This window comes from Lentzea sp. NBRC 105346, assembly GCF_030269605.1.
GTDB lineage: Bacteria > Actinomycetota > Actinomycetes > Mycobacteriales > Pseudonocardiaceae > Lentzea.
This window is the reverse complement of the sequence record NZ_BSTQ01000023.1, coordinates 101,187-123,612: the sequence shown is the minus strand read 5'-3', so window position 1 is coordinate 123,612 and position 22,426 is coordinate 101,187. Positions and strand designations below refer to the sequence as shown.

Below are 22,426 nucleotides of genomic sequence, written 5' to 3'. Positions count from 1 at the left end.
CTCTCAGGTAATCAACGCACCGCGGTGGCGGTGATGGAACGAGCGCCACGGCCGATGGCGACCATGCCGGACTGGACGATCTCGCGGAGCCCGTAGGGCTCCAGCATCCGCAGCAGCGCGTCGAGCTTCTCAGACGTGCCGGTGGCCTCGACGGTGACCGCCTCGGGCGATACGTCGACGACCTTCGCGCGGAACAACTGCACGGTCTCGAGGACCTGTGAACGGACGGTGGCGTCCGCACGAACCTTGACGAGCAGGAGCTGTCGCTGCACGGACGCGGACGGCTCGAGCTCGACGATCTTGATGACGTTCACCAGCTTGTTGAGCTGCTTGGTGACCTGCTCCAGTGGCAGTTCGTCCACGGAGACGACGATCGTCATCCGGGAGATGTCGGGGTACTCGGTGCGGCCGACGGCGAGCGACTCGATGTTGAAGCCGCGCCGGGAGAACAGGCCGGCGACGCGGGCGAGGACACCGGGCTTGTCCTCGACCAGAACGCTCAGGGTGTGGCGAGTCATCACAGATCCTCGTCGAACAGGGGGCGGATGCCGCGTGCGGCCATGATCTCGGAGTTGCCGGTGCCGGCTGCGACCATCGGCCACACCTGGGCGTCCTTGCCGACGACGAAGTCGATGACGACCGGCCGGTCGTTGATCTCCAGCGCCTGCTGGATCACGGCGTCGACCTCGTCCCGCGACTCCGCGCGCAGGCCGACACAGCCGAGCGCCTCGGCGAGCAGCTTGAAGTCCGGGATGCGGTGCTTGTGCGTACCGAGGTCGGTGTTGGAGTACCGCTCGCCGTAGAACAGGTTCTGCCACTGGCGGACCATGCCCAGGTTGCCGTTGTTGATGACGGCGATCTTGACCGGGATGCCCTCGATCGCGCACGTGGCCAGTTCCTGGTTGGTCATCTGGAAGCAGCCGTCGCCGTCGATCGCCCAGCAGACCTGGTCCGGCATGCCGGCCTTGATGCCCATCGCGGCCGGGACCGCGTAGCCCATCGTGCCGAGGCCGCCGGAGTTGATCCACGTGCGGGGGTTCTCGTACTTGATGAACTGGGCCGCCCACATCTGGTGCTGGCCGACGCCCGCGGTGTAGATGGTGTCCGAAGGGGACAGTTGGCCGATGCGCTCGATCACGTACTGCGGCGAGAGCGTGCCGTCCTCCGGCCAGTCGTAGCCGAGCGGGAACGTGCCGCGGATGTCGTCGAGCGTCTTGATCCACTCGGACAGGTCGACCGGCTTGGCCCGGTTCTCCTTCTCGGTCCGCACCGCGTCGATCAGCTCGGTGATGATCTCCTTGCAGTCACCGACGATCGGGACGTCGGCGCGCCGGTTCTTGGAGATCTCGGCCGGGTCGATGTCCGCGTGCACGATCTGGGCGTCCGGCGCGAACGTCGACAGCTGGCCGGTCACGCGGTCGTCGAACCGGGCACCCAGCGCGACGAGGAGGTCCGACTTCTGCATGGCCGCAACGGCCGCGACCGTGCCGTGCATGCCGGGCATGCCGTAGTGCTGCGGGTGCGAGTCCGGGAACGCGCCGCGCGCCATCAGCGTCGTGACGACCGGGATGCCGGTCTCCTCGGCGAGGCGCAGCAGTTCGGCGTGCGCGTCCGCCTTGATCACGCCGCCGCCGACGTAGAGCACGGGCCGGCGGGCGCCGACGATCAGCTTCGCGGCCTCGCGGACCTGCTTGCCGTGCGGCCGGGTCGTCGGCCGGTAGCCGGGCAGGCGCAGTTCGGGCGGCCAGGAGAAGCTCGTGGTCTCCTGCAGCACGTCCTTGGGGATGTCCACCAGCACCGGGCCCGGTCGGCCCGTCGACGCCAGGTGGAACGCCTCGGCGATCGCCCGCGGGATCTCCGCCGGGTCGGTGACGAGGAAGTTGTGCTTGGTGATCGGCATGGTGATGCCGCAGATGTCCGCCTCCTGGAAGGCGTCCGTGCCGATCAGGGCCCGCGTCTGCTGGCCGGTGATGGCGACGACGGGCACGGAGTCCATGTGCGCGTCGGCGAGCGGGGTCACGAGGTTCGTCGCACCGGGACCGGAGGTGGCCATGCAGACGCCGACCTTGCCGGTCGCCTGGGCGTAACCGGTCGCCGCGTGTCCCGCGCCCTGCTCGTGGCGGACGAGGATGTGCCGGACCTTCGTGGAGTCGAGCAGCGGGTCGTAGGCGGGGAGGATCGTCCCGCCGGGAATGCCGAAGACCACTTCGCAGCCAACCGCTTCGAGCGAGCGGACGAGCGACTGTGCTCCGGTGACGCGAATCGGGGCGCCACTCGGCGGAGCCGGTTTGGGCCGGGGGCCCGGCCGGGGCGACGGGGGCTCTTGGGCCTGTCGCGATGGTGCGCTGGTCATCTCTTTGCCTCGTGGGTTCGGGGTCCGGACACGAAAAAACCCTCGACAACCCGAGTGGGTCGTACGAGGGTCGCGCGTCGACGCAGCTTGTTCGGCTCAGGCGTCGACGCGCCTGAGAAGTACGAGAACGAGCGTGCGCTGCATGGCGGGGACGTTATCCCCGTGCGTGTCGGCGCGTCAACTCTGCGAGACGGAAATCCCGGATCGTGGACGTGGAACAATCTTTCGAGTGAAGAGGATCGTCTTTCGGATTCCGGCAACGGCGCTGCTAGCGGTGGGTATGGTGGCAATCTGCATCACCCCTGTCGCCTGGCTCGCGCCCGGTACGCAGGCCCTCTACGTCGTGCCACTCGGGCTGGCATGGTGGGTTCTGCGCAACCGTACGACGGTCGACCCGGAGAAACTCCTAGTTCGGACCACGTTCGGCTCGACCGTACTCCCGTGGACGGACGTGAAGTCCATCCGTGTCGCACAAAAGGGCTGGCTCGCGGCCGTGCGCACGGACGACTCCGAGGTGAAGCTGCCCGCCGTGCGCTTCATCCACCTGCCCGCGCTGTCCCTCGTGAGCGGTGGGCGTGTTCCCGATCCCACGGCCGAGCCTGACGCAGAGGTAACCGAGGAGCCCGTATCTTCGGAGGAGTGATCGCTCGGCTCTGTCTCTGGCTGTCCATCGCGGGCCTGCTCGTGTCCGCGTACATGACGTACGCGCACTTCAACGCCGAGGCGCTCGTCTGCTCTGAGAGCGCGGTCATCGACTGCGCCACGGTCACCACGAGCAAGTGGTCCGAGCTGTTCGGCATCCCGGTCGCGTTCCTCGGGCTCGCGTTCTTCGCCGGGATGACCGTGCTCACGCTCCCCTTCGCGTGGCGAGTTCCCGCCCTCGGCGCGGTGCGTCTGGTCGGGATCGGCGTCGGCGTGCTGATGGTCGTCTACCTGGTCGCCGCCGAGGTGCTGCTGATCGGCAAGATCTGCCTGTGGTGCACGGTTGTGCACGTCATCACGCTGGTACTAGCAGGTCTACTGGTGTCCGCGGCTCTGCGGCCGAGTAACCTTGCGGCACCGCTTCGAGACTGACACACGCTTTTGGACGTCCATGATCTGGACGCCTCGCGCCTTTTGTTTGAAGTGAATCTGGAGGAGCAGTGCCTCAGCTCCGCTCTCGCACGACCACCCACGGCCGCAACGCCGCCGGCGCCCGCGCGCTCTGGCGCGCGACCGGCATGACCGACGGTGACTTCGGCAAGCCCATCATCGCGATCGCCAACTCCTACACGCAATTCGTGCCGGGCCACGTACACCTGCGCGATCTCGGTGACATCGTGGCCGAGGCCGTGCGCGAGGCGGGTGGCGTGCCGCGCGAGTTCCACACGATCGCGGTCGACGACGGCATCGCCATGGGCCACAGCGGCATGCTCTACTCGCTGCCCTCGCGCGAGATCATCGCGGACTCCGTCGAGTACATGGTCAACGCGCACCAGGCCGACGCGATCGTCTGCATCTCGAACTGCGACAAGATCACGCCCGGCATGCTCAACGCCGCGATGCGCCTCAACATCCCGGTCGTCTTCGTCTCGGGCGGACCGATGGAGGCGGGCAAGGCCGTCGTCGTCGAGGGCGTCGCCGTCGCGCCGACCGACCTCATCACCGCGATCTCCGCGTCGGCCTCTCCGGACGTGGACGAGTCCGGTCTGACCGAGGTCGAGCGCTCCGCGTGCCCCACGTGCGGCTCGTGCTCCGGCATGTTCACCGCGAACTCGATGAACTGCCTCACCGAGGCGCTCGGCCTTTCGTTGCCGGGCAACGGTTCCACGCTGGCCACGCACGCCGCGCGCCGCGAGCTGTTCTCCGAGGCCGGTCGCGTGATCGTCGACCTGTGCCGCCGCTGGTACTCGGAGGACGACTCTTCCGTGCTGCCGCGGTCGATCGCGTCCCGCAAGGCGTTCGAGAACGCCATGGCGCTGGACATGGCGATGGGCGGCTCGACGAACACCGTGCTGCACATCCTCGCCGCCGCGCAGGAAGGCGAGATCGACTTCACCCTGCAGGACATCGACGACCTGTCGCGCCGCGTGCCGTGCCTGTCCAAGGTGTCGCCGAACTCCGACTACCACATGGAGGACGTGCACCGCGCTGGCGGAATCCCGGCTCTGCTGGGCGAACTCGACCGGGCCGGCCTGCTGAACCGCGATGTCTGGTCGGTGCACAGCCCGTCGTTGGAGGAGTGGCTCGCCGAGTGGGACATCCGCGCTTCGGAGCCGTCGGAGAAGGCCGTTGAGCTGTTCCACGCCGCGCCGGGTGGCGTGCGCACGACGGAGGCGTTCTCGACCTCGAACCGCTGGTCCTCTTTGGACACGGATGCGGCCGGCGGCTGCATCCGCGACGTCGAGCACGCCTACACCAAGGACGGCGGCCTGGCCGTGCTGCGCGGCAACATCGCCGAGCGCGGCGCGATCATCAAGGCGGCGGGCATCGACGAGGACCTGTGGCGCTTCGAAGGGCCCGCGCGGGTCGTGGAGTCACAGGAGCAGGCGGTCTCGGTGATCCTGAACAAGGAGATCCAGGCCGGTGACGTGCTCGTGGTGCGTTACGAGGGCCCGGCGGGTGGTCCCGGCATGCAGGAGATGCTGCACCCCACGGCGTTCCTCAAGGGCGCGGGCCTCGGCAAGAAGTGTGCGCTGATCACCGACGGCCGGTTCTCCGGCGGCACCTCGGGCCTGTCGATCGGCCACGTCTCGCCGGAGGCGGCCGGTGGTGGCGTGATCGGGCTCGTCGAGGACGGCGACCGGATCCTGATCGACGTGCACGAGCGGAAGCTGGAACTGCTGGTGGACGACGAGGTGCTGGCCGAGCGCCGCGCCAAGATGGAGGCGTCCGAGCGGCCGTGGCAGCCGAAGGACCGGGTGCGACCGGTCACCGGCGCGCTGCGGGCGTACGCGCGGATGGCGACCGACGCGTCCACGGGCGCGGTGCGCGACCCGAACCGGTAGAGCGATCGAATGCGACCCCCTGGGCGGTGTCCCAGGGGGTCGGTAACGTACGACTTACCGGGCGGGAACGTACGACTCACGGTGCGGGAACGTGGGACTCGCGGGGCTGGAACGTGGGACTCGCGGGGCGGGAACGTGGGACTCGCGGGGCGGGAACGTAGGACTCGCGGGATTGTCAGACCCCGTCGGTACGCTGGATACCGGGGGGCGCAGCCCAATCGCGCGAGTCGATCACCTGCGCGTTAGATCGACAGCGCCAGCGCCACGCAGGTCAGAAACACCACCCAGCCGGTCAGCGGTCCGCTGACCGGCTGGTCCGTCTTCTTGACGATCAAGCCCGCGATGATCAGCCCCGCCAGCAGTCCGATCGGCGGCAGCAGCGACCGCGCCGACAGCCCCAGCGGAAGAGACACGAGATAGACGACGGGCACCCCGACCACCAGCAGAGCCAGCTGGATCAGGGCGCCCGTCACACGCTTGTTCACGAACCAGAACGCTAGCGGAACACCAACAGGGTTACGGCCGCGCCACCACCGCCGATCAACAGGCACAGGAACCCGGACAGCACCGGGTGCCGGAACCACGAACGGTTGTAGTCCAGCGCCGCCCGACCCGGACCGGCGAACAGCACACCGAAGGCCGCCGCCGCCAGCACCAGTTCGAGCTCGACGCCGTTGGGCGCGAAGAACCCGCCGCGGTACTTCATGGCGATCACGTTGGCCATCACCGCGAGCAGGCCCGCCGCGGCCAGCGGCGTGAAGAGCCCGAGCACCAGCAGGCCACCGCCGGCGAGCTCGGTCACGCCCGTGACCCACGCGAGGATTCTCGCCTCGCGGAAGCCCGACTTCTCCAGGAACTGCGCGAAGCCGTCGATGCCGGGGCCGCCGAACATGCCGAAGACCTTCTGCAGTCCGTGCAGCACGAAGACACCACCGAGCACCGCGCGCAGCACCAGCAGGCCGATGTCGGGGCCCGCCGTCCATCTGAACGGGGTTCGCTCGTCGTCGAACAGGTCGTCGTCGCGAGTGTCCACAACGGACGACGTCGTCAGCGGCGTGTAGCCGCTGTTGTCGAACGACTTGGTCTTCGAGTCGTAGGACTGCGTGCCGTCGTCGAAGTGGTGCACGCCCGACGAGTAGGCGGTTTCGTCGGTAAACGCGCTCGTCTTCGTCGAGCGGTCGTCGTGAGTAGCCACGGCCCGCACGCTAGGAGACCCGCCAGTGGTCCAACAGGTCCGATCGGCAGCTTCAGTTGCTCCGAACGGTCTAATACAGCCCGTTGACCAGGTTTTGGGGCGACTGTCCGGCCGCGAATCGCGATATTTCCGAGACGACAATGGAATAAGCGCGCCGCATGTTGCCCTCGCAGCTGCCCGCCACGTGCGGCGTCAGGAACAGTCCGGGCGCCGTCCACAGTGGATGATCCTCGGGCAGCGGCTCCGGGTCGGTGACGTCCAGCGCCGCGCGCAGCCGTCCCGACATCAGTTCCGCCACCAATGCATCCGTGTCGACGACCGGGCCGCGCGCGCCGTTGACGAGGATCGCGCCGTCCTTCATCGACGAGAGGAACTTGGCGTCGACCAGCCGCACGGTCTCCTCGGTCAGCGGCGTGAAGACGACGACCGCGTCGAACGAGCCGAGCAGATTCGGCAGCTCGTCCACGCCGTGCACGCCGTCGCGCGCGGTGCGGCCGACCAGGGTCGCCGTGGCGTCGAACGGCTCCAGCCGCCGCCGGAACTGCTCGCCGAGGTCGCCCGCGCCGACGACGAGAACCTTCTTGTCCTGCAACGTGTCGGTGTAGTGGTAGTCCCACCGGCCGTCGACGCGCGCCCGCTCGAACGCGAAGAAGTCTCGATATATCGCGAGGAGCGCGCCGATCGCCCACTCCGCGGTGCTGCCGCCGTGCGCGCCGCGACACGTTGACAGCAGCACGCCCTCGGGCACGCGGCCGACGAAGTTCTCCGCGCCCGCGGACAGCAGCTGCACGAGCCGCAACTTCGGCAGCCGCGCGAACACTTCACGCGGATCCGTGCCCGCGAGGAACTTGGGCACCAGCACCTCGGCTTCGGCGGCCTCAGGCGGAAAGGGCTCTCCAGGCGTGTAGCGAACGGGCCGGACTCCGTCCACGCCGGACAGCTTCTCGACGCCGAATTCGTCGGGTACGAGCACGGTGAGCGTCACCCCTGCACCGTACGGCAGACTTACGCGCATGCGGGAGCATGAGGTCATCTCCTCCGACGGCACCAAGATCAGGGTCTGGCGCACCGACGCGGACGGCCCCGTGGTGCTGCTCTGCCCCGGTGTCGGCTCCGGGCCCGAGTCGTGGCCGGCGCTGCTCGACCAGGCGCACGTGATCAGCTGGTACATGCGCGGCACGATGGGGTCGGACCGCCCGAGCGATGAGACGCGCATCACGTTGGCCGATCACGTCGACGACGCGCTCGCCACGCTGGACGACGCCGGGATCGACCGGTGCGTCGTGCTGGGCTGGTCGATGGGCGTCACCATCGCCGCCGAGCTGGCGCGCAGGCACCCCGAGCGCGTGTCCGGGCTGATGCTCGTCGCGGGCGCGCCCGGTGACTCGTTCGAGGGCATGCTGCCGCTGCTGCCGTCCCGGCTGCGCCGTTCGATCGGTCTGACCGGCACGAGGCTGCTGCGCGCGGCGGGGCCGGTACTGGACTCCGTGCTGCACCGGATGCCGGTCACCGACGTGACGTCGTTCCTGCTCAGGCACAGTGGCGTGATCAAGCCGTCGAGTGATCCCGAGGACGTGAAGGCCGCGATCGCGCCGTTCCTGCGGCACGACTGGCGGTGGTACTTCACGCTGGCGCTCGCGCTCGGCCAGGCGCCGCGCCAGGACCTGAGCGGGTTGCGGATCCCGGTGACCGTCCTCGCGGGCAAGGACGACGTGCTGGCCACGACGGAGTCGATGTCCGAGGCGGTCGGCGCGTTGCCGCAGGCCCGGTTCCGGCTGCTGCCGTGCAGCCACTACCTGCCGCTGGAGGCTCCGCAGGTCGTGGCGGACGAGCTGGCCTTGCTCCACCAGCGGGCCGACGCGGTGGACTGGGCGGTCTCGGACCTGTTCACCCACGTCTCACGGGATCACACCTAGCCTGGATCACGTGGTTCGTCTCATCGCGTTGCTGGCCGTCTGCCTTCTGGCAGCCGGATGTACGAACCTGCCCGAGGAACCGCCGCCCACCAGCTGGACTCCCCAGCAGCAGCTGACGCCGCAGGCCGGTCCGAAACCGGAGCTGCCCGGCGAGTTCACGCCCGCGCCCGGCCAGCGCCAGCCCGGCCAGACGCAGCAGAGCGTGCCGCCGCCGCAGGGCTGCAAGGACTTCGACGCGATGGTGATCGCGACGTGCCTCAGCCCGGTGTCCGGTGTCGCGATGATCGGCGCGGACTCGCAGGGCACGGTCACCGCGTACGCGACGGAACGCACCACGGGCCGGCTGCTCAAGGTCGCGCGCAACGTGGACCCGGTGGTCATCGCGACGATTCCCGTGGACGCCTCCTCCGACGGCGGCCTGTCCGGGCTCGCGCTGTCCGCGACGTTCGCGGAGGACCAACTGGTCTACGTGTACGTCACGACGCCGACCGACAACCGCGTGCTGCGCCTCGCGCCCGGTGACCAGCCGAAGCCGATCCTGACCGGCATCCCGCGCGGCCCCAGCGGCAACCGCGGTGTGCTGGCCAGCGACCGCAAGGGCGCCCTGCTGGTCGCGACCGGTGACGCGGGCAACCCCGCTCTCGCCGCGGACCCGAACTCGCTGGCGGGCAAGGTGTTGCGCATCGACGGCCAGGGCAACCCCGCCCAGGGCAACCCGACCGCGGGCTCGCGGGTGCTCACCAGCGGCTTGCGGCTGCCCGGCGGGCTGTGCGTGTCCGCGGACACCACCAAGGTGTGGGTCACCGACTGGACGCCGGCCGCCGACGTGCTCTACCGGATCGAGGCGGGCAAGGCGCTCGGCAACCCGGCGTGGACGTGGCCGGACAAGCCCGGCATCGCCGGTTGTTCCGCGCAGTCGAACATGATGTCCGCGGCGATGAGCAAGTCCCCCGGCGTGGTGCAGCTGCCGATGGGTCCGGACGGCAGCTTCACCGGCAAGCCGGAGATCATCATGGCGGACACGGGGTACGGCATGCTCGGACCGATGGAGATGCTCAACGACGAGGCGTCGCTGGTCGGGACCGTGAACAAGACCGGCGGCAAGACCGTCTCGTCCGACGACCGCGTCGCGATCATCGTCCGGACGAGCAACCCCAGCGCCCAGAAGGACTGAACGCTATGGGGGGAGCTTTCCAAGCGGTCAGCGCTTGGAAAGCTCCCCCCATAGCAATCGCCTAGCGCGAGCCCGACCAGAAGATGGCGCGCGCGACCTGTGCGTACAGGCCCTTGGGGTGGTCGCGGAACATCGGTTCCGTGCCGAACAGCACGGCGCGCGTGCCGTTGGCTGACGTGCCGGAGACGACGACCGCCTGACCGGCCGCGGCGGCCTGGCCACCGGAGCCGTCCGCGCGCGCCCGCCAGTGCCCGGCGATCAGCGGGTGGTCGGCGTAGCGCTGCTCGATGTTCACGCCGGTGCCGAGGTCGGTGAACCACTGCGGGGCGTAGACGAACGAGGTGGCGAGTGCGCCGGTGCCGACCGGACCCGTGCCGTTGACCACGCTGATGACACCGTTCGCGTCCTCCCAGCCGGCCACCGGCTTGGCGGCGAGCAGCTTGGCCTCGACGTTGAACCGGCCGCCCGTGGCGCCTCGCGTGACGACACCGCCACGTTGCAGGAACGCCTCCAGCGACGCCTTGGCGTTCGCGTTGAGCTGCTCGTACCGCAGGCCCGACGACACCATGAGCACGTCGATCCGGGACCAGTCGAATCCGGCGTTCAGCACGGCGGTGGACACCGGCCGCACCTCGAAACCGAGGTCCCGCAACGCCTTCAGCTCGTCCGGGCTGACCGCCGCCGCGAGCACCTTGCGCTGCAACGGTTTGCCACCGTTCTGTGCGGCCGCGGTGAACCGGACGCCGTACCGGTCGGCGACCTCGATCGCCTGCACGCGGGCACTCGCCGGGACGACCACCGTGCCGTCGTCCTGGCGCCGCAGCTCGATGCCGCGGGCGAGCAGGTCGTTGACGGCGCTGACGTCCTTGGGGTCGTTGAGCGTGAGGGCGAGGTCGCGTCCAGGAGGCGCGTCGACACCACCGGTCGGCGACGCGGCGGCCACCTCACGGCCGCGGAAGTACAGCGGCCCGGACTTGACGATGTCGACCGAGGCACCCCAGAGCAGCCGGTGGCTCCAGCCCGAGATGTCGTACATCACCGGCACCTTGGCCGAGATGTCGCTACCCGCCTCGAGCATGACGTTCGCCAGCGCGCGCTTGGGTTGATGCATGTCGACGACGTACGTCCCGGCGTCGTATCGCTTGCCGCCCAACGAGAACGGCGCGTCGGCCCGTTTCACCCGGACGTCGTGGGCGATCAGGTGGTCGACGAGCCGAGCCGTAGCGGCGGGCGATCGCTCGGGCGTGAGCACATACGCGCGCGGGAACTCCGTGCGGTAGCGGTCCTCCGGCCCGAAGCCGGGCACGAACCCGTCCGGAATCTCCCGCTGCGGCTCGCCCGCGGCGCCGCGCCGGAACATCTCGGCCTGGTTGGCGATCAGCTCGTTGCGGTGGTCGTCGACGTAGCCGATGGTCGTCTTGATCGTCGACTCGACGACGTCGGTGTTGATCCGGCTGCGCCGCTGCAGTTCCTCCTTCGGCAGGTTGTCGTAGTCGGATCCGTTGACGTTCTGCGGAATCTCGATCGTGTACGAGATCGCGCCGTGGTACATCGCGTACTGCGCGGTGTAGATCGGCGCCCAGCCGTCCCACACGCCGGGCTCGTAGTCGCGGAACGGGATCTCCGGCTTCGCGGTCTCGGGGTGGCCCAGCGCCTTGACCTTCGCCTCCATCGCGAGGCCGTTGGCGTAGCCGTGCTTGATGTAGAGGTCGAAGTCGTAGTTCTGCCCGTGCGGCGGCGTGGTCGGCTCGATGAGCGTGTTCTCCACGTACCCGTGCTCGTCGAGCATCATCAGCGGCTGCGTGCGTTCGACAATGTCGCGCATGACCCGGTTCTCGGTCTGCGAACTGGTGGCGAAGTCCCGGTTGAGGTCGAACCCGCTCGCGTTCTGCCGCTGCCCGGCGACGCGGCCGTCCGGGTTCGCGGTGACGTTGAAGTAGATCCTGCTGCGGCGCAGGAGATCTTTGACGTTCTGTTGTTGTGAGGTCGCCAGGTACTCGATCACGCGCAGCGCGCCGTCGGTGCCCTCCCACTCGTTGCCGTGGATGTTGTTGTTGATCCAGATCGGCGCCTTGTACAGACTCGGCGCTTTGTGTCCTTCTTCGATCCGGGCGCGCCAACGCTCCTGCTGCCGGGTCTGCGCCGGGCTCTCGGGTGCGGTGAGGGTGACGAGGTAGAGGTCGCGCCCGAGTCCGGACTGCCCGACGACCTCGACGCTCACCCGGTCGCTCTGCTGTTGCAACGCGTTCAGCTTCGGCGCGATCGCGTGGTACGGCGCGAGTCCGAGCTTGATCGACTTGTCGGCGGGGTCCGTCGGGTACACGCGCAGGTCGGTCTTGCGCGGATAGCCCTGGTACTTACCGGGCTTGTTCTGGCTGGCGGTTTGCAGAGCGGTCGGCGGATCGAGTGCGGCGATCTCGTTGCGCTCGATGCCGTTGCCGGGCTCCTCGCCGCGGCCGTGGTGCGGCGGGGCTGGCTGGGCGGTTCCGGACGCCGGCACGACCAGCGCGGCTGTCATCGCGACCAGCGTGGCCAACAGGGTGCTACGCATGGCATCTGACTAATCGGTCAGTCAACTATCGTCTAGCGAGCGAATGGCCCTTGGCGTTCACACTTTTCGTTACGCGGGTGCTGTTCGAACCCCCTCGCGACGCCTTCACGGCCCCGCGAATCGCACGATGGCCCGCCGGTCGGCTCGTCGCCGGCCAGCGGGCCATCGGCATGGACACGGCAACCCCGGCCTCACCCCCTGAGCGGCCGCGGAGACCGTGGCCAATTCCCCTCGGTCAAGAAATTGGCCCGCTGACAAACTGTCAACTGGGTCTAGACCAAGAGTGGCACAGAACGGCTCTCGCAAGCGAGAGAAGTTCACTAACCGCGATCGCGGTTTGGACGCAAATCACGCGTGAGCAGTGTGTTCACATGGATGAAAGACGTACAACCACTCGAACGGCCTAGCCCTTTATGGGGCCGCCGATCGGCCTACGCCTTCCTGCCGTGGTATGGGAGCGCTACCGGTTTCCGCCCTCGGTGAACCCCGCGAAAAGTTGTCCACAGGCGAGCGGCGACCAGGCACGGAGCCGCGGAATTGTCAGACCCCGGCGGTACGCTTGAGCGAAATAGGAAGCGCGCGGGGGCAGCGTGCCTTCAGCACAGGCAGGCAAAGCCGGGCAGGCCTACCCGAACCCGAGGCACACGAACGGCCGCCGGTAGGGGTCCTTCGCCATCGCCTCCGCCAGCGCCACCGCGGGCGCCGCCCCCGCCGCGAGCGCCCGGTGGTAGTCACCCATCGCAGCCGCGGAAGCCTCATCCCCGACCTTGCTGGTCACGGCGACCACGGTCCGTGTCCCGCCGGCGAGCATGGCGCCCGCGAACCCGAGGGCCTCGTCACCCGGCCGGATCCGGTTCAGCGCCAACTCGCACGCGGCGAGCACCACACGCGCGGGAGGTTTGCGCAGGCGGCCCAGTTCGTGCGCGAAGATCGGCCCGTCGACGAGTTCCAGGCGGGAGAAGAGGGCGTTCTCCGGCTCGTGCTCGCCGTGGGCGGCGATGTGCACCAGGTCGGCGCCGTCGAGGCGGTAGAGCACCGCCGCCGTGGTCGCCGCATCGCCCTTCAGGACCGTGGCCGTTTCGTGGTGCGCGGCCAGGCGATCGATCTCGCCCTCCGCGAAGTCCAGGCCCGGCCCGTGCACCAGCAGCACGGTCCGGGCCGCGGCCTGACCGCTGCCGGCCGCCGCGAGCCACGTCGTCGCGGACGGGACAGTCACCGTGGGCCTGCCGTGCAACGACGGCAGCACACCCCAAGGCACCGCGTACAAAGCGCCGGTCGGGACGAACACGAGCTCGCGCGAGCCAACCAGGTCGGCCAGCGGCTGGATCAGTTGAGCGTCGAGCTTGCCCGCCTCACGACGGGCCGACGCGCCGATCACCTCGGCCAGCGGCGCGGGCAGGTGATCCGGGGCTAGTGCGTTGAGGTCGAAGTGCAGTTTCTGCGCGGCGTCGAACGCGTCCTGCGCCGACCCCAGCCTGCGCATGCGCACGACGCCACCGGCCAGCACCACGGCGATCATCTCGCCGTCGGACGCGACGAAGTTGACCATCGCTCGGTCGCCCAGTGCTGCGAGGACCTCGGCGACTCCCGCGATCGGGCGCGGCTTGCCCCATTTGTGTTCGCGCCAGCCGAGGCGGTTCATTTCGCGCAGGGCCCTGGTCAGCTGCGCTTGGAGGTCCGCGCTCGGCTCGCCGTTCAGCCTGGCGCGCAACAGGATTCGGCTCAGCTGCCGTACGTCGGACAGGCGTTGCGCGATCTCTGAGTCCTCAATGGACTCCAGAGGCTCATACCGGTAGCTCTGCGCACGGGTCAGCTCCAGCCAGTTGAACAGACGGCGCGCGTTGTTGCCCTGCAACACCAACCTGATCGCCAGCTCACCCAGCTCGCGCCCGTGCACGGCGGTCGCGGACACCAGTTCGAGACCGCCCATGCGGTCGCGGACCCGGCCCAGCTCACCCAGTCCCAGCTTCGCGTGGATCAACGCACTGCGCAGGTTTCCCTTCGCCACCGCGAGTTCCGCCAAGCACAGCCGGCGCTGCATGCGGTGGTCGATGGGCGTGACGGCGCGCGGGCCAGGCATCTGAGCCAGCAATTCCTCCGCCTCGGCCAACCGTCGACGGCGGATCTGCAGCCGGGCGGCGAACAGACGCGCCAAGCGGGACTCGTCGACCAGGTGGTTGTCGCCCAGCTGGTCGCTGAGCTGCAACGCCCGCTCCACCAGCGACACCGGGATCCGGCCGGTTTCCAGCGCGTGCCTGCCATCGGCCCACAACATGATCAGCGCGGCCATCAAGGCCCAGGTGCTCTTGCGGCGCAACAGCTTCCGGTATGACGCCCGCGCCATCCTCCTGGCGAGGTCCAGCTCGCCGTCCTGCAGCGCCGCCGTCGCGCGCAGCATCTCGACCTCGGCCAGCTCCTGTCCGAAACGCTGCTGCCGCATGACGGGCAACGCTTCGTCCAGGTACTTGGCCGCCTCGTCGGATAGGCCGATCATCAGCATGGCTTCGGCCTGGTCGAACCGAAGGCGGGCCAGAAGGCCAAAGTCCATGTCGGGGAAGACGCGTTCGGTTTCGTCGTAGCAGCGCAACGCCTCGACCAGCTCGCCGCACTGTTTGTGCAGATTGCCGAGCCCGTACATGCCCCAGCCGTGCCACAGTGGAAGATCGCGTTGCTGCGCGACCGTGATAACGCGCTCCAGGTCGCGGGTGGCCTCGTCGCGCCGCCGAATCGCGCCGGTCGCGTAGCTCCGGCTGGTCAGCGCCATCATGAGCAGGTGAATGAGGCGTGGGTCTTCCTCCACATCGGAGCGCGCCTCGAGGTGATCGACCAGGGCACTGATCATCGCCACGGACCGCTCGGGTTGACCGGACCGCATCACGAGCACACCGTGGCTGTAGTCGATCAATGCGGTGAGCAGTGCGCTGGCCTCGCGGTCGGGGACAGCCTTGGCTTCCGTCCTGGCCTCGTCGAGGTGGACGACCGCGGCGCTCAGGCCGACGGTCTCACCGACACAGGCGGCCAGGAACCTCAGCAACTGTGCGCGTACCTCGTGCCGCGCGGGATCAGTCTGCTCGCGATCGAGCAGGCTCAATCCGCGGCGGAGCGTGCGAATCGCTGTCGGATACCGGTAGGCAGCAGTCGCGGCCGAGCCTCGGTTGAGCAACTCGCGTGCTCGATCGACGACAGAGGCACGCATGGGTGCATCTCACCACATACACACAACGAAATGCGGTCCGCCAACCCGACGTCGCCTGGTTGACGGACCGTGATCACTGGGCGCGCGGCGCTCAGTAATGGATGGGTGGCCCGCAGCACGGGTCCGGTTCGGGCTGATCCGGGTCCTTCTTTGGGTCAGCCGGGTTCTTCTGCTCGTCCTCGGCCTCGTGATCGTGCTTGTGGTCGTGGTGGAAGACGTCCTCGATCACGTCCTTCACCACGTCGAGGATGCTGCGGTCCTCCGGCTCGTCGCCGGTGCCCTTGCGCTCAGTCGTAGTCATCTGAGATTCCCCCCTCTTTTGGACTACTGTTGATCACCTTGGGTGGTTGACGTCTACCCCCATATCCGCCAACAGGGGCAAGCGTTACACAGGTGGACGCACCCAGGCTTCACAAATCGGAACAGCATCGCCCGATCGGCCTAGCCGGGGGGGTTCGACGCACAGGAGCTGCGCTGGGAGGTCAGCGCCGGACCATGCCCGGACCCGGTCCGGAGGCACGCTCCCGTTGCGAGACATCGCCGAGCCCGGCTGGTGCACGTAGCACCAGCCGGGCCGAGCGCTACGAGCAGCGGGCGATGACGATCTCACGGACGCGCGCGGCGTCCGCCTGGCCCTTCATGGCCTTCATGACCGCACCGATGATCGCGCCCGCGGCCTGGACCTTGCCGTCGCGGATCTTCTGCGCGACGTCCGGCTGCGCCGCCAGCGCGTCGTCGACCGCCTTCTCCAGCGCGGAGTCGTCGGACACGACCTGCAGGCCGCGTGAGGCGACGACCTCGTCGGGCGAACCCTCGCCTTCAAGCACGCCGTTCACGGCCTCACGGGCGAGCTTGTTCGTCAGCGCACCCGAGTTGACCAGCTCGATCACGCGCGCGACCTGCGCGGGCGTGATCGGCAGCTCGGACAGCTCGATACCGCGCGTGTTGGCCTGCTGCGCCAGGTAGGACACCCACCACGAGCGGGCCTCGTCGGGCGAGGAACCGGCCTCGACGGTCGCCGCGATCAGGTCCAGCGCACCGGCGTTGACCAGGTCGCGCAGCACCTCGTCGGTGAGGTTCCACTCCTTCTGGATGCGCGCGCGGCGCTCCCACGGCAGCTCCGGCAGCGTGCCGCGCAGCTCCTCGACCCACTCGCGCGACGGCGCGATCGGGACGAGGTCGGGCTCCGGGAAGTACCGGTAGTCCTCGGCGGTCTCCTTGGTACGACCGGAAGAGGTCGAACCGGAGGACTCGTCGAAATGCCGGGTCTCCTGGGTGACCTTGCCACCGGCTTCCAGAACCGCCGCCTGACGCGTCATCTCGAACCGCACGGCGCGCTCGACGCTGCGCAGGGAGTTGACGTTCTTCGTCTCCGTGCGCGTGCCGAGCTCGCCCGTGGTCTTGGGCGACAGCGACACGTTCGCGTCGCAGCGCAGCGAGCCCTGGTCCATGCGGACGTCGGACACGTCGAGCGCCTTGAGCAGGTCGCGCAGCGCGGTGACGTATGCGCGGGCCACCTCGGGGGCACGCCGGCCGGTGTTCGGGATCATCTTCGTGACGATCTCGATCAGCGGCACGCCCGCGCGGTTGTAGTCGAGCAGCGAGTGCTCCGCGCCGTGGATGCGACCGGTCGCGCCGCCGACGTGCAGCGACTTGCCCGTGTCCTCCTCCATGTGCGCGCGCTCGATCTCGACCCGGATGACCTCGCCGTCGTCCAGCGTCACGTCGAGCCAGCCGTTGAAGGCGATCGGCTCGTCGTACTGCGACGTCTGGAAGTTCTTCGGCATGTCCGGGTAGAAGTAGTTCTTCCGGGCGAACCGGCACCACTCGGCGATCTCGCAGTTCAGCGCGAGGCCGATGCGGATCGCGGACTCGACCGCCTTGCCGTTGACGACCGGCAGCGAGCCCGGCAGGCCCAGGCACGTCGGGCAGGTGTGCGTGTTCGGCTCACCGCCGAAGAGGTTCGCGCAGCCGCAGAACATCTTCGTGTTGGTGTGCAGCTCGACGTGGACCTCGAGGCCCAGCACCGGGTCGTACTTCTCGACGACCTCGTCGTAGTCCATCAGCTCGGTCAGCGCAGTCATTCCGAGTCCTTCCGCAGACCGCGCACGGCCAGCGCCGCACCGGTGATCGCCACGGCGAGGCTCGCGATCGCGTTTGCCAGCGCCAGCTTGTCCTTGTCCTCACGGGCTGCCTTGAAGCTCGAGAACGCGCCCGCACCCGCGGCCACGGAGCTCACGATGCCGAACAGCCCCTTCGCCTTCCTCACAGCGACGCACCCCCGATCGGACCGCGCGCCGCCTCGTACGCCGCCGCGACGCGGTACATGCGGTGGTCCTGCAGCGCCGGGGCCATGATCTGCAGACCCACCGGCAGGCCGTCCTCATCGGACAGTCCACTGGGGACGCTCATGGCGGCGTTTCCGGCGAGGTTGGCCGGGATCGTGCACAGGTCGGCCTTGTACATCGCCATCGGGTCGTTCGCGCGCTCGCCGATCTTGAACGCCGTGGTCGGCGTCGTCGGCGAGATCAGCACGTCGAACTGCCCGAACGCCTTCTCGAAGTCCCGCGAGATGAGCGTGCGGACCTTCTGCGCCGAGCCGTAGTACGCGTCGTAGTAACCGGACGAGAGCGCGTACGTGCCGATCATGATGCGGCGCTTGACCTCCGGGCCGAAGCCGGCCTCGCGGGTCAGCGACATGACCTCCTCGGTGCTGCGCGTGCCGTCGTCGCCGACGCGCAGGCCGTAGCGCATCGCGTCGAACCGGGCGAGGTTCGACGAGCACTCGCTCGGCGCGATGAGGTAGTACGCGGGCAGCGCGTAGTCGAAGCTCGGGCACGACACGTCGGCGATCTCCGCGCCGAGCTCCTTGAGCTGCGACACGGCCGCCTCGAAGCTGCGCAGCACGCCCTGCTGGTAGCCCTCGCCGCTGAACTGCGTGACGACACCGATGCGCACGCCGCTCAGGTCGCCCTTCGCACCTTCGCGCGCGGCCGCGACGACCGGCGGGACCGGCGCGTTGATCGAGGTGGAGTCCATCTCGTCGTAGCCGCCGATGATCTCGTGCAGCAACGCGGCGTCGAGCACCGAGCGCGTGCACGGACCGGCCTGGTCGAGCGAGCTGGAGAACGCCACCAGGCCGTAGCGCGACACGCCGCCGTAGGTCGGCTTCACTCCGACCGTGCCGGTGACGGCGCCGGGCTGGCGGATCGAGCCACCGGTGTCGGTGCCGATCGCGAGCGGCGCCTCGTACGCGGCGAGCGCGGCGGACGAGCCACCACCGGAGCCGCCGGGGATCCGGTCGAGGTCCCACGGGTTGTGCGTGGGGCCGTAGGCGGAGTTCTCGGTGGACGAGCCCATCGCGAACTCGTCCATGTTCGTCTTGCCGAGGATGACGACCCCGGCCTCCTTGAGCTTGCGGGTGACCGTCGCGTCGTACGGCGGGATCCACCCCTCGAGGATCTTGGACCCGACCGTGGTCGGGATGCCTTCGGTGGTGAGGACGTCCTTCAGCGCGAGCGGCACACCGGCGAGCGGCGACGCGACCGGGCGACCGGCCTTGACGTCGTCGTCGACCTTCTGGGCCGCGGCCAGCGCGCCCTCGGTGTCGACGTGCAGGAAGGCGTTCACCTTGCCGTCGACCTCGGCGATGCGGCCCAGGTGCGCCTGCGCGACCTCGACCGCGGTGACCTCGCCGCTGTGGATCTTCTGGGCCAGCTCGGCGGCAGTGTGGCGAATCATGCTTCCTCACCCAGGATGCGGGGAACGCGGAACCGGCCGTCTTCGGCCTCAGGAGCGCCGGAGAGCGCCTGCTGCTGACCGAGGCTCGGACGGACCACGTCCTCGCGGAAGACGTTGGTCAGCGGAACGGCGTGCGACGTCGGCGGGATGTCGGCGGTGGCGATGTCGCCGACGGTCGCGACCGACTGGAGGATCACGTCGAGCTGGCCGGCGAACAAGTCGAGCTCGTCCTCGGTTACGGCCAGCCTGGCCAGCTTGGCCAGGTGCGCGACCTCGTCGCGGGAGATGCTGGGCACTCCTGTCAACCCCCGTGGGTCGGGTATCGGATTGGGGACCCCGCGAGTCTATTGGCAGGTCAGGATGCTCTTCGAACGGGTTACCGAGCGGGCGGTCAACTTAACCGTTCCGCAACGCGGACAGCGGGTCAAAAAGGCATGCTGCGTCTGCGACAATCAGCGGCCGGTTGTGGACTCACGACCACGCCCACATGGCTGACCAGGAGGCGTTCACCTTGTCGTTCCTGATCCGGGTCCAGCTCCCGGACCGTCCAGGCACCCTCGGCGCGGTCGCGACGGCACTCGGAGCGATCGGGGCGGACATATTGAGCGTCGACGTCGTGGAACGGGGCGCCGGTGTCGCCATAGACGACCTGGTCGTCGAGCTGCCGTCGGGCCGGCTGCCGGACACCCTGATCACCGCTGCGGAGTCGATCGACGGCGTCGAGGTGGACGCCGTGCGCCCCTACGCGGGCATCCTCGACACCCACCGCGAGCTGGAGCTGGTGGAGGACATCGCCGAGGAGCCGCAGAAGGGCCTCGAGGTCTTCACCGAGGGCGTTCCGAAGATCATCCGGGCGGGCTGGGCGGTCGTCGTGGCGTCGTCGGGCGGCGGGCTGACGCGCCTGTCGTCGTCCTCGGCAGCGCCGGAGACGCGCATGGTCAACCCGCCGTGGTTCCCGCTCGAACGCGCCACCGTGCTCGATGGCGAGGAGGAGTGGGTGCCGGAGCCGTGGCGCGAGCTCGGGACCGAGCTGGCCGCCACTCCTTTGGGTAAGCCCGACCGGGTGCTGGTCGTCGGCCGTCCCGGCGGCCCGATGTTCCGTGCCGCCGAGGTGGCGCGCCTGGCGCACCTGGCCGGGATCGTCGCGGTCGTGCTACCCGACTGACTTACCAGTCGTCGCCTTTCGCCAGTTCGAGCGCGGACCCGTCGGTGAACACGACGGTCCGGAACCGCTTGGGCCTGCCCAGCTCCCGGCCGTAGCGCACCTCGGGCAGGTCTCTGATCACGGAGCGGCCGGCCTGCCACCACACGACGGGCTTCTTGCCGGTGTCCTCGTCGTCGGTCTTGCGGAACCGGTTGAGCAGCGACTTCTCCTCGCGCGTGTAGCGCTCCTGGATGATCACCGCGATCCGCTGGCCGGTCACGATCAGCACGGTCTTGCCGTTGCCCGTGATCAGGTGCTCGGCGACTTTCACCGCGAGCGCCTCGTAGTCGTTGGCGATCACCCGGCCGGCCAGCGACGGGTCGTACACCCACTCGTCGTCGAGGAAACGACCTTCGCTCACCAGCGTGCTCGGCAACGGCCACTTGGGCGGTTTCGCCGTGCACACGGGCACCTCGCCCTTGGGCTCGAACGGCGCGCTCAGCGTGCCGCCGACCAGGCCCAGCAGGTGCCCTTCGTGCCGCCAGATGTGCTGGAACCGCTCCTCGGGCCGGTCCCTCATCCACTCTTCGAGCACCGGTCACCCTCCGCTGGTGAACCGCAGGATGTCGCCCCGCGCCTCGAGATCGAACCCCGAACCGTCCACAAGGGAGACTCGCAGCACGGTGGGCTTGTCCTTCCTCGACTCCTCCCGCACCACCGGGCCGATCCCCGAGATCTGGTTCCGGTCGAACTCGAACGCGGGCACCATCTCGGGAAACTCGACCGGTTTCCCCGCCGGGTACTCACCCTTCGCCACTTCGACGAACGCCATCGCCACGCCAGCCGTGAGGTGCGCGGCGTTGCCCAGCAGGCCCTTCTCGCCCTTGGCCAGCTCGGCGACCGCCTCGGCGGTGGTCAGGAACGCGAACCGGCCGGGCGTGAGCGTCCACCAACCGGGCACGCCCACCCAGCCGGGCAGGTTCCGGTGCGTCCACGGCCGCGCGGCCCGTGCGGCCAGGCAGTCCGGCCCGCTGCCGAAGATCCACGTCCGGATCGGGGCCGTGGTCGCGCCACCTTCAGAGCCGGCATCGTCGTCGCTCGCGAGATAGTCGATCGCGGCGACCGTGCCAACGACGCCGATGGCGGTCGCGCGCAAGGCCCGCGACACCATGCTCTTCCGCGGGTTGCCCTTCTCGTCGAGCCCGTCGACGTCGTATTTCGTCTGGTAGCTGCTGTGCTCACGCATCCACAGAATGCGCTCGCCCTGGCGGCACCAGTGCTGTCGTGCGGCCAACACGGCCGTCATCGGTCACCACCCCCATGGAATCGATCTCCGAGGGTAGTTCAGCTCGGTGCCAGGGCCCGCTGGGTGCGGCGGGCCTGGGCGACGAGCGCCGAGTTGTCCTTGGCCGGCGTGCCGTCCGGCAGCGTCAGCGTGTCCTCCAACCCGATGCGGGTGTCGAGCTCCAGCCGTGCCGCGTACGTCAGCACGGGCCACGCGCTGTCGCCCTCGCCGTGCAGCAGAATCGGCAGCCCGAACGGCTCCAACTCGCACAGCAACGCCTCAGCCTCGCTGATCGGGTCGGCCTTGTCCGGCCGCACCTCGGCCAGAATGCGGACCGTCCCAGGCGGCAGCTCGGAGTGCTGGAGCCTGCGCGCGGCCTGCAGGTGGAACACCCCCAGCTCAATGCCGATCCCGGCGTCGTAAAGGATCTTCGCGACGTCCAGCCAGCCGCCTTCGTGCACGTTGACGCTGGCGATGTCCGGCCGCCCAGCCGCAAGCGGCGCCCAGCTCCTGATCAGCTCGGTGCGCCGATACGGGTTCGGCTCGATCGCCGCCGCGGTCGTCACCCCGATCTCCAACGCGGGCGCCGCGGCTCTCACGGTCGCGACCGTGGTCGCCACCTCCGGCCCAGCCAGCACCTCGGCCCCCACGACGTCGCGCGGGTGCAGGTGAACACTCGTCACACCAAGCTCGGCAACGGCGACCGCGTCCTCGGCCAGCCGCTCCGGCGTGACCGGAAGCGAGGGGTGCGCGCCGGGCCGGCGCGCGCCGTTCAGGCAGGCTTGCAGCACACGTTTTACGAAACCACAGGTTGCGGGGTTGCGGCAGGGTGAACCTGCGAGGGTCGCCCGTCGGCACCACAATCGGGTAGGTCCTTTGTTCCT

21 protein-coding genes are annotated in these 22,426 nt (G+C 69.0%); 6 read left to right on the top strand and 15 right to left on the bottom strand.

Features of this window, described 5'->3' with window-relative positions:
• Positions 1–11 precede the first annotated feature (11 nt).
• Entirely contained in the window at positions 12–518 is a 507-nt protein-coding gene (gene ilvN / locus QSK35_RS37920) for an acetolactate synthase small subunit (protein WP_285752624.1), read from the bottom strand.
• On the bottom strand, positions 518–2,353 hold the full coding sequence (locus QSK35_RS37915) for an acetolactate synthase large subunit (RefSeq protein ID WP_285752622.1): 1,836 nt from the start codon (positions 2,351–2,353) through the stop codon (positions 518–520). Before QSK35_RS37915 ends, ilvN begins: the two co-directional genes overlap by 1 nt.
• A 283-nt stretch (positions 2,354–2,636) precedes the next feature.
• On the opposite strand from QSK35_RS37915, the gene QSK35_RS37910 reads away from it, so the two are divergent.
• The 3 genes from QSK35_RS37910 (at position 2,637) to ilvD (ending at position 5,340) form a co-directional block, all read left to right on the top strand.
• Positions 2,637–2,996, top strand: coding sequence for a PH domain-containing protein (locus tag QSK35_RS37910; RefSeq protein WP_285752620.1), 360 nt, complete (start codon positions 2,637–2,639; stop codon positions 2,994–2,996).
• Positions 2,993–3,427 (top strand): vitamin K epoxide reductase family protein, encoded by a 435-nt coding sequence (locus QSK35_RS37905; protein ID WP_285752619.1) that lies wholly within the window; start codon positions 2,993–2,995, stop codon positions 3,425–3,427. The genes QSK35_RS37910 and QSK35_RS37905 overlap by 4 nt, the downstream gene beginning before the upstream one ends.
• Positions 3,428–3,495: 68 nt before the next feature.
• Positions 3,496–5,340 (top strand): dihydroxy-acid dehydratase, encoded by a 1,845-nt coding sequence (gene ilvD / locus QSK35_RS37900; RefSeq protein ID WP_285752617.1) that lies wholly within the window; start codon positions 3,496–3,498, stop codon positions 5,338–5,340.
• A 242-nt stretch (positions 5,341–5,582) separates the two neighbouring features.
• Here ilvD and QSK35_RS37895 read toward each other — a convergent pair whose 3' ends face one another.
• From QSK35_RS37895 to QSK35_RS37885, 3 genes are all read right to left on the bottom strand, one after another.
• Positions 5,583–5,825: a hypothetical protein gene (locus QSK35_RS37895; protein WP_285752615.1), complete on the bottom strand. Its 243-nt coding sequence runs from the start codon at positions 5,823–5,825 to the stop codon at positions 5,583–5,585.
• An 11-nt stretch (positions 5,826–5,836) separates the two neighbouring features.
• Positions 5,837–6,535 carry a DoxX family protein gene (locus tag QSK35_RS37890; protein ID WP_285752613.1) on the bottom strand — a complete coding sequence of 233 codons (699 nt, stop codon included), beginning with the start codon at positions 6,533–6,535 and terminating at the stop codon, positions 5,837–5,839.
• Between the two features lie 70 nt (positions 6,536–6,605).
• Positions 6,606–7,520, bottom strand: a complete 915-nt coding sequence (locus tag QSK35_RS37885; protein WP_285752611.1) for a 2-hydroxyacid dehydrogenase — start codon at positions 7,518–7,520, stop codon at positions 6,606–6,608.
• Positions 7,521–7,548: 28 nt separating this feature from the next.
• On the opposite strand from QSK35_RS37885, the gene QSK35_RS37880 reads away from it, so the two are divergent.
• Together QSK35_RS37880 and QSK35_RS37875 are read left to right on the top strand one after the other, a co-directional pair.
• Positions 7,549–8,451: an alpha/beta fold hydrolase gene (locus tag QSK35_RS37880; protein ID WP_285752609.1), complete on the top strand. Its 903-nt coding sequence runs from the start codon at positions 7,549–7,551 to the stop codon at positions 8,449–8,451.
• A gap of 10 nt (positions 8,452–8,461) precedes the next feature.
• Positions 8,462–9,625, top strand: coding sequence for a PQQ-dependent sugar dehydrogenase (locus tag QSK35_RS37875; protein ID WP_285752607.1), 1,164 nt, complete (start codon positions 8,462–8,464; stop codon positions 9,623–9,625).
• A 61-nt stretch (positions 9,626–9,686) separates the two neighbouring features.
• Here QSK35_RS37875 and QSK35_RS37870 read toward each other — a convergent pair whose 3' ends face one another.
• The 7 genes from QSK35_RS37870 to gatC all read right to left on the bottom strand — a co-directional run bounded on the left by QSK35_RS37870 (position 9,687) and on the right by gatC (position 19,409).
• A complete protein-coding gene (locus tag QSK35_RS37870; protein WP_285752605.1) occupies positions 9,687–12,176 on the bottom strand; it encodes a M14 family zinc carboxypeptidase in 2,490 nt (829 codons plus the stop codon).
• Between the two features lie 625 nt (positions 12,177–12,801).
• A complete protein-coding gene (locus QSK35_RS37865; protein ID WP_285752603.1) occupies positions 12,802–15,267 on the bottom strand; it encodes a CHAT domain-containing protein in 2,466 nt (821 codons plus the stop codon).
• Positions 15,268–15,463: 196 nt separating this feature from the next.
• On the bottom strand, positions 15,464–15,673 hold the full coding sequence (locus QSK35_RS37860) for a hypothetical protein (RefSeq protein ID WP_285752601.1): 210 nt from the start codon (positions 15,671–15,673) through the stop codon (positions 15,464–15,466).
• Between the two features lie 280 nt (positions 15,674–15,953).
• The gene (gene gatB, locus QSK35_RS37855; RefSeq protein WP_285752599.1) at positions 15,954–17,456 is read right to left on the bottom strand and encodes an Asp-tRNA(Asn)/Glu-tRNA(Gln) amidotransferase subunit GatB; all 1,503 of its coding nucleotides are present in this window, start codon (positions 17,454–17,456) and stop codon (positions 15,954–15,956) included.
• Positions 17,453–17,641 (bottom strand): hypothetical protein, encoded by a 189-nt coding sequence (locus QSK35_RS37850; protein ID WP_285752597.1) that lies wholly within the window; start codon positions 17,639–17,641, stop codon positions 17,453–17,455. Before QSK35_RS37850 ends, gatB begins: the two co-directional genes overlap by 4 nt.
• Positions 17,638–19,113, bottom strand: coding sequence for an Asp-tRNA(Asn)/Glu-tRNA(Gln) amidotransferase subunit GatA (gene gatA / locus QSK35_RS37845; RefSeq protein WP_285752595.1), 1,476 nt, complete (start codon positions 19,111–19,113; stop codon positions 17,638–17,640). Before gatA ends, QSK35_RS37850 begins: the two co-directional genes overlap by 4 nt.
• A complete protein-coding gene (gene gatC / locus QSK35_RS37840; protein ID WP_086660690.1) occupies positions 19,110–19,409 on the bottom strand; it encodes an Asp-tRNA(Asn)/Glu-tRNA(Gln) amidotransferase subunit GatC in 300 nt (99 codons plus the stop codon). The genes gatA and gatC overlap by 4 nt, the downstream gene beginning before the upstream one ends.
• Positions 19,410–19,624: 215 nt before the next feature.
• Here gatC and QSK35_RS37835 point away from each other — a divergent pair, with 215 nt between their 5' ends.
• Positions 19,625–20,278: an ACT domain-containing protein gene (locus tag QSK35_RS37835; RefSeq protein WP_285752699.1), complete on the top strand. Its 654-nt coding sequence runs from the start codon at positions 19,625–19,627 to the stop codon at positions 20,276–20,278.
• 1 nt (position 20,279) lies between these two features.
• On the opposite strand, the gene QSK35_RS37830 is transcribed toward QSK35_RS37835, so the two are convergent.
• Genes QSK35_RS37830 through QSK35_RS37820 form a run of 3 tightly spaced genes read right to left on the bottom strand, consistent with a single transcriptional unit; the run spans position 20,280 to position 22,333 of the window.
• The gene (locus tag QSK35_RS37830; RefSeq protein WP_285752593.1) at positions 20,280–20,852 is read right to left on the bottom strand and encodes a hypothetical protein; all 573 of its coding nucleotides are present in this window, start codon (positions 20,850–20,852) and stop codon (positions 20,280–20,282) included.
• Between the two features lie 3 nt (positions 20,853–20,855).
• Positions 20,856–21,563, bottom strand: a complete 708-nt coding sequence (locus tag QSK35_RS37825; RefSeq protein ID WP_285752592.1) for a hypothetical protein — start codon at positions 21,561–21,563, stop codon at positions 20,856–20,858.
• A 38-nt stretch (positions 21,564–21,601) separates the two neighbouring features.
• On the bottom strand, positions 21,602–22,333 hold the full coding sequence (locus tag QSK35_RS37820) for a 3-keto-5-aminohexanoate cleavage protein (RefSeq protein ID WP_285752591.1): 732 nt from the start codon (positions 22,331–22,333) through the stop codon (positions 21,602–21,604).
• Positions 22,334–22,426: the final 93 nt, after the last annotated feature.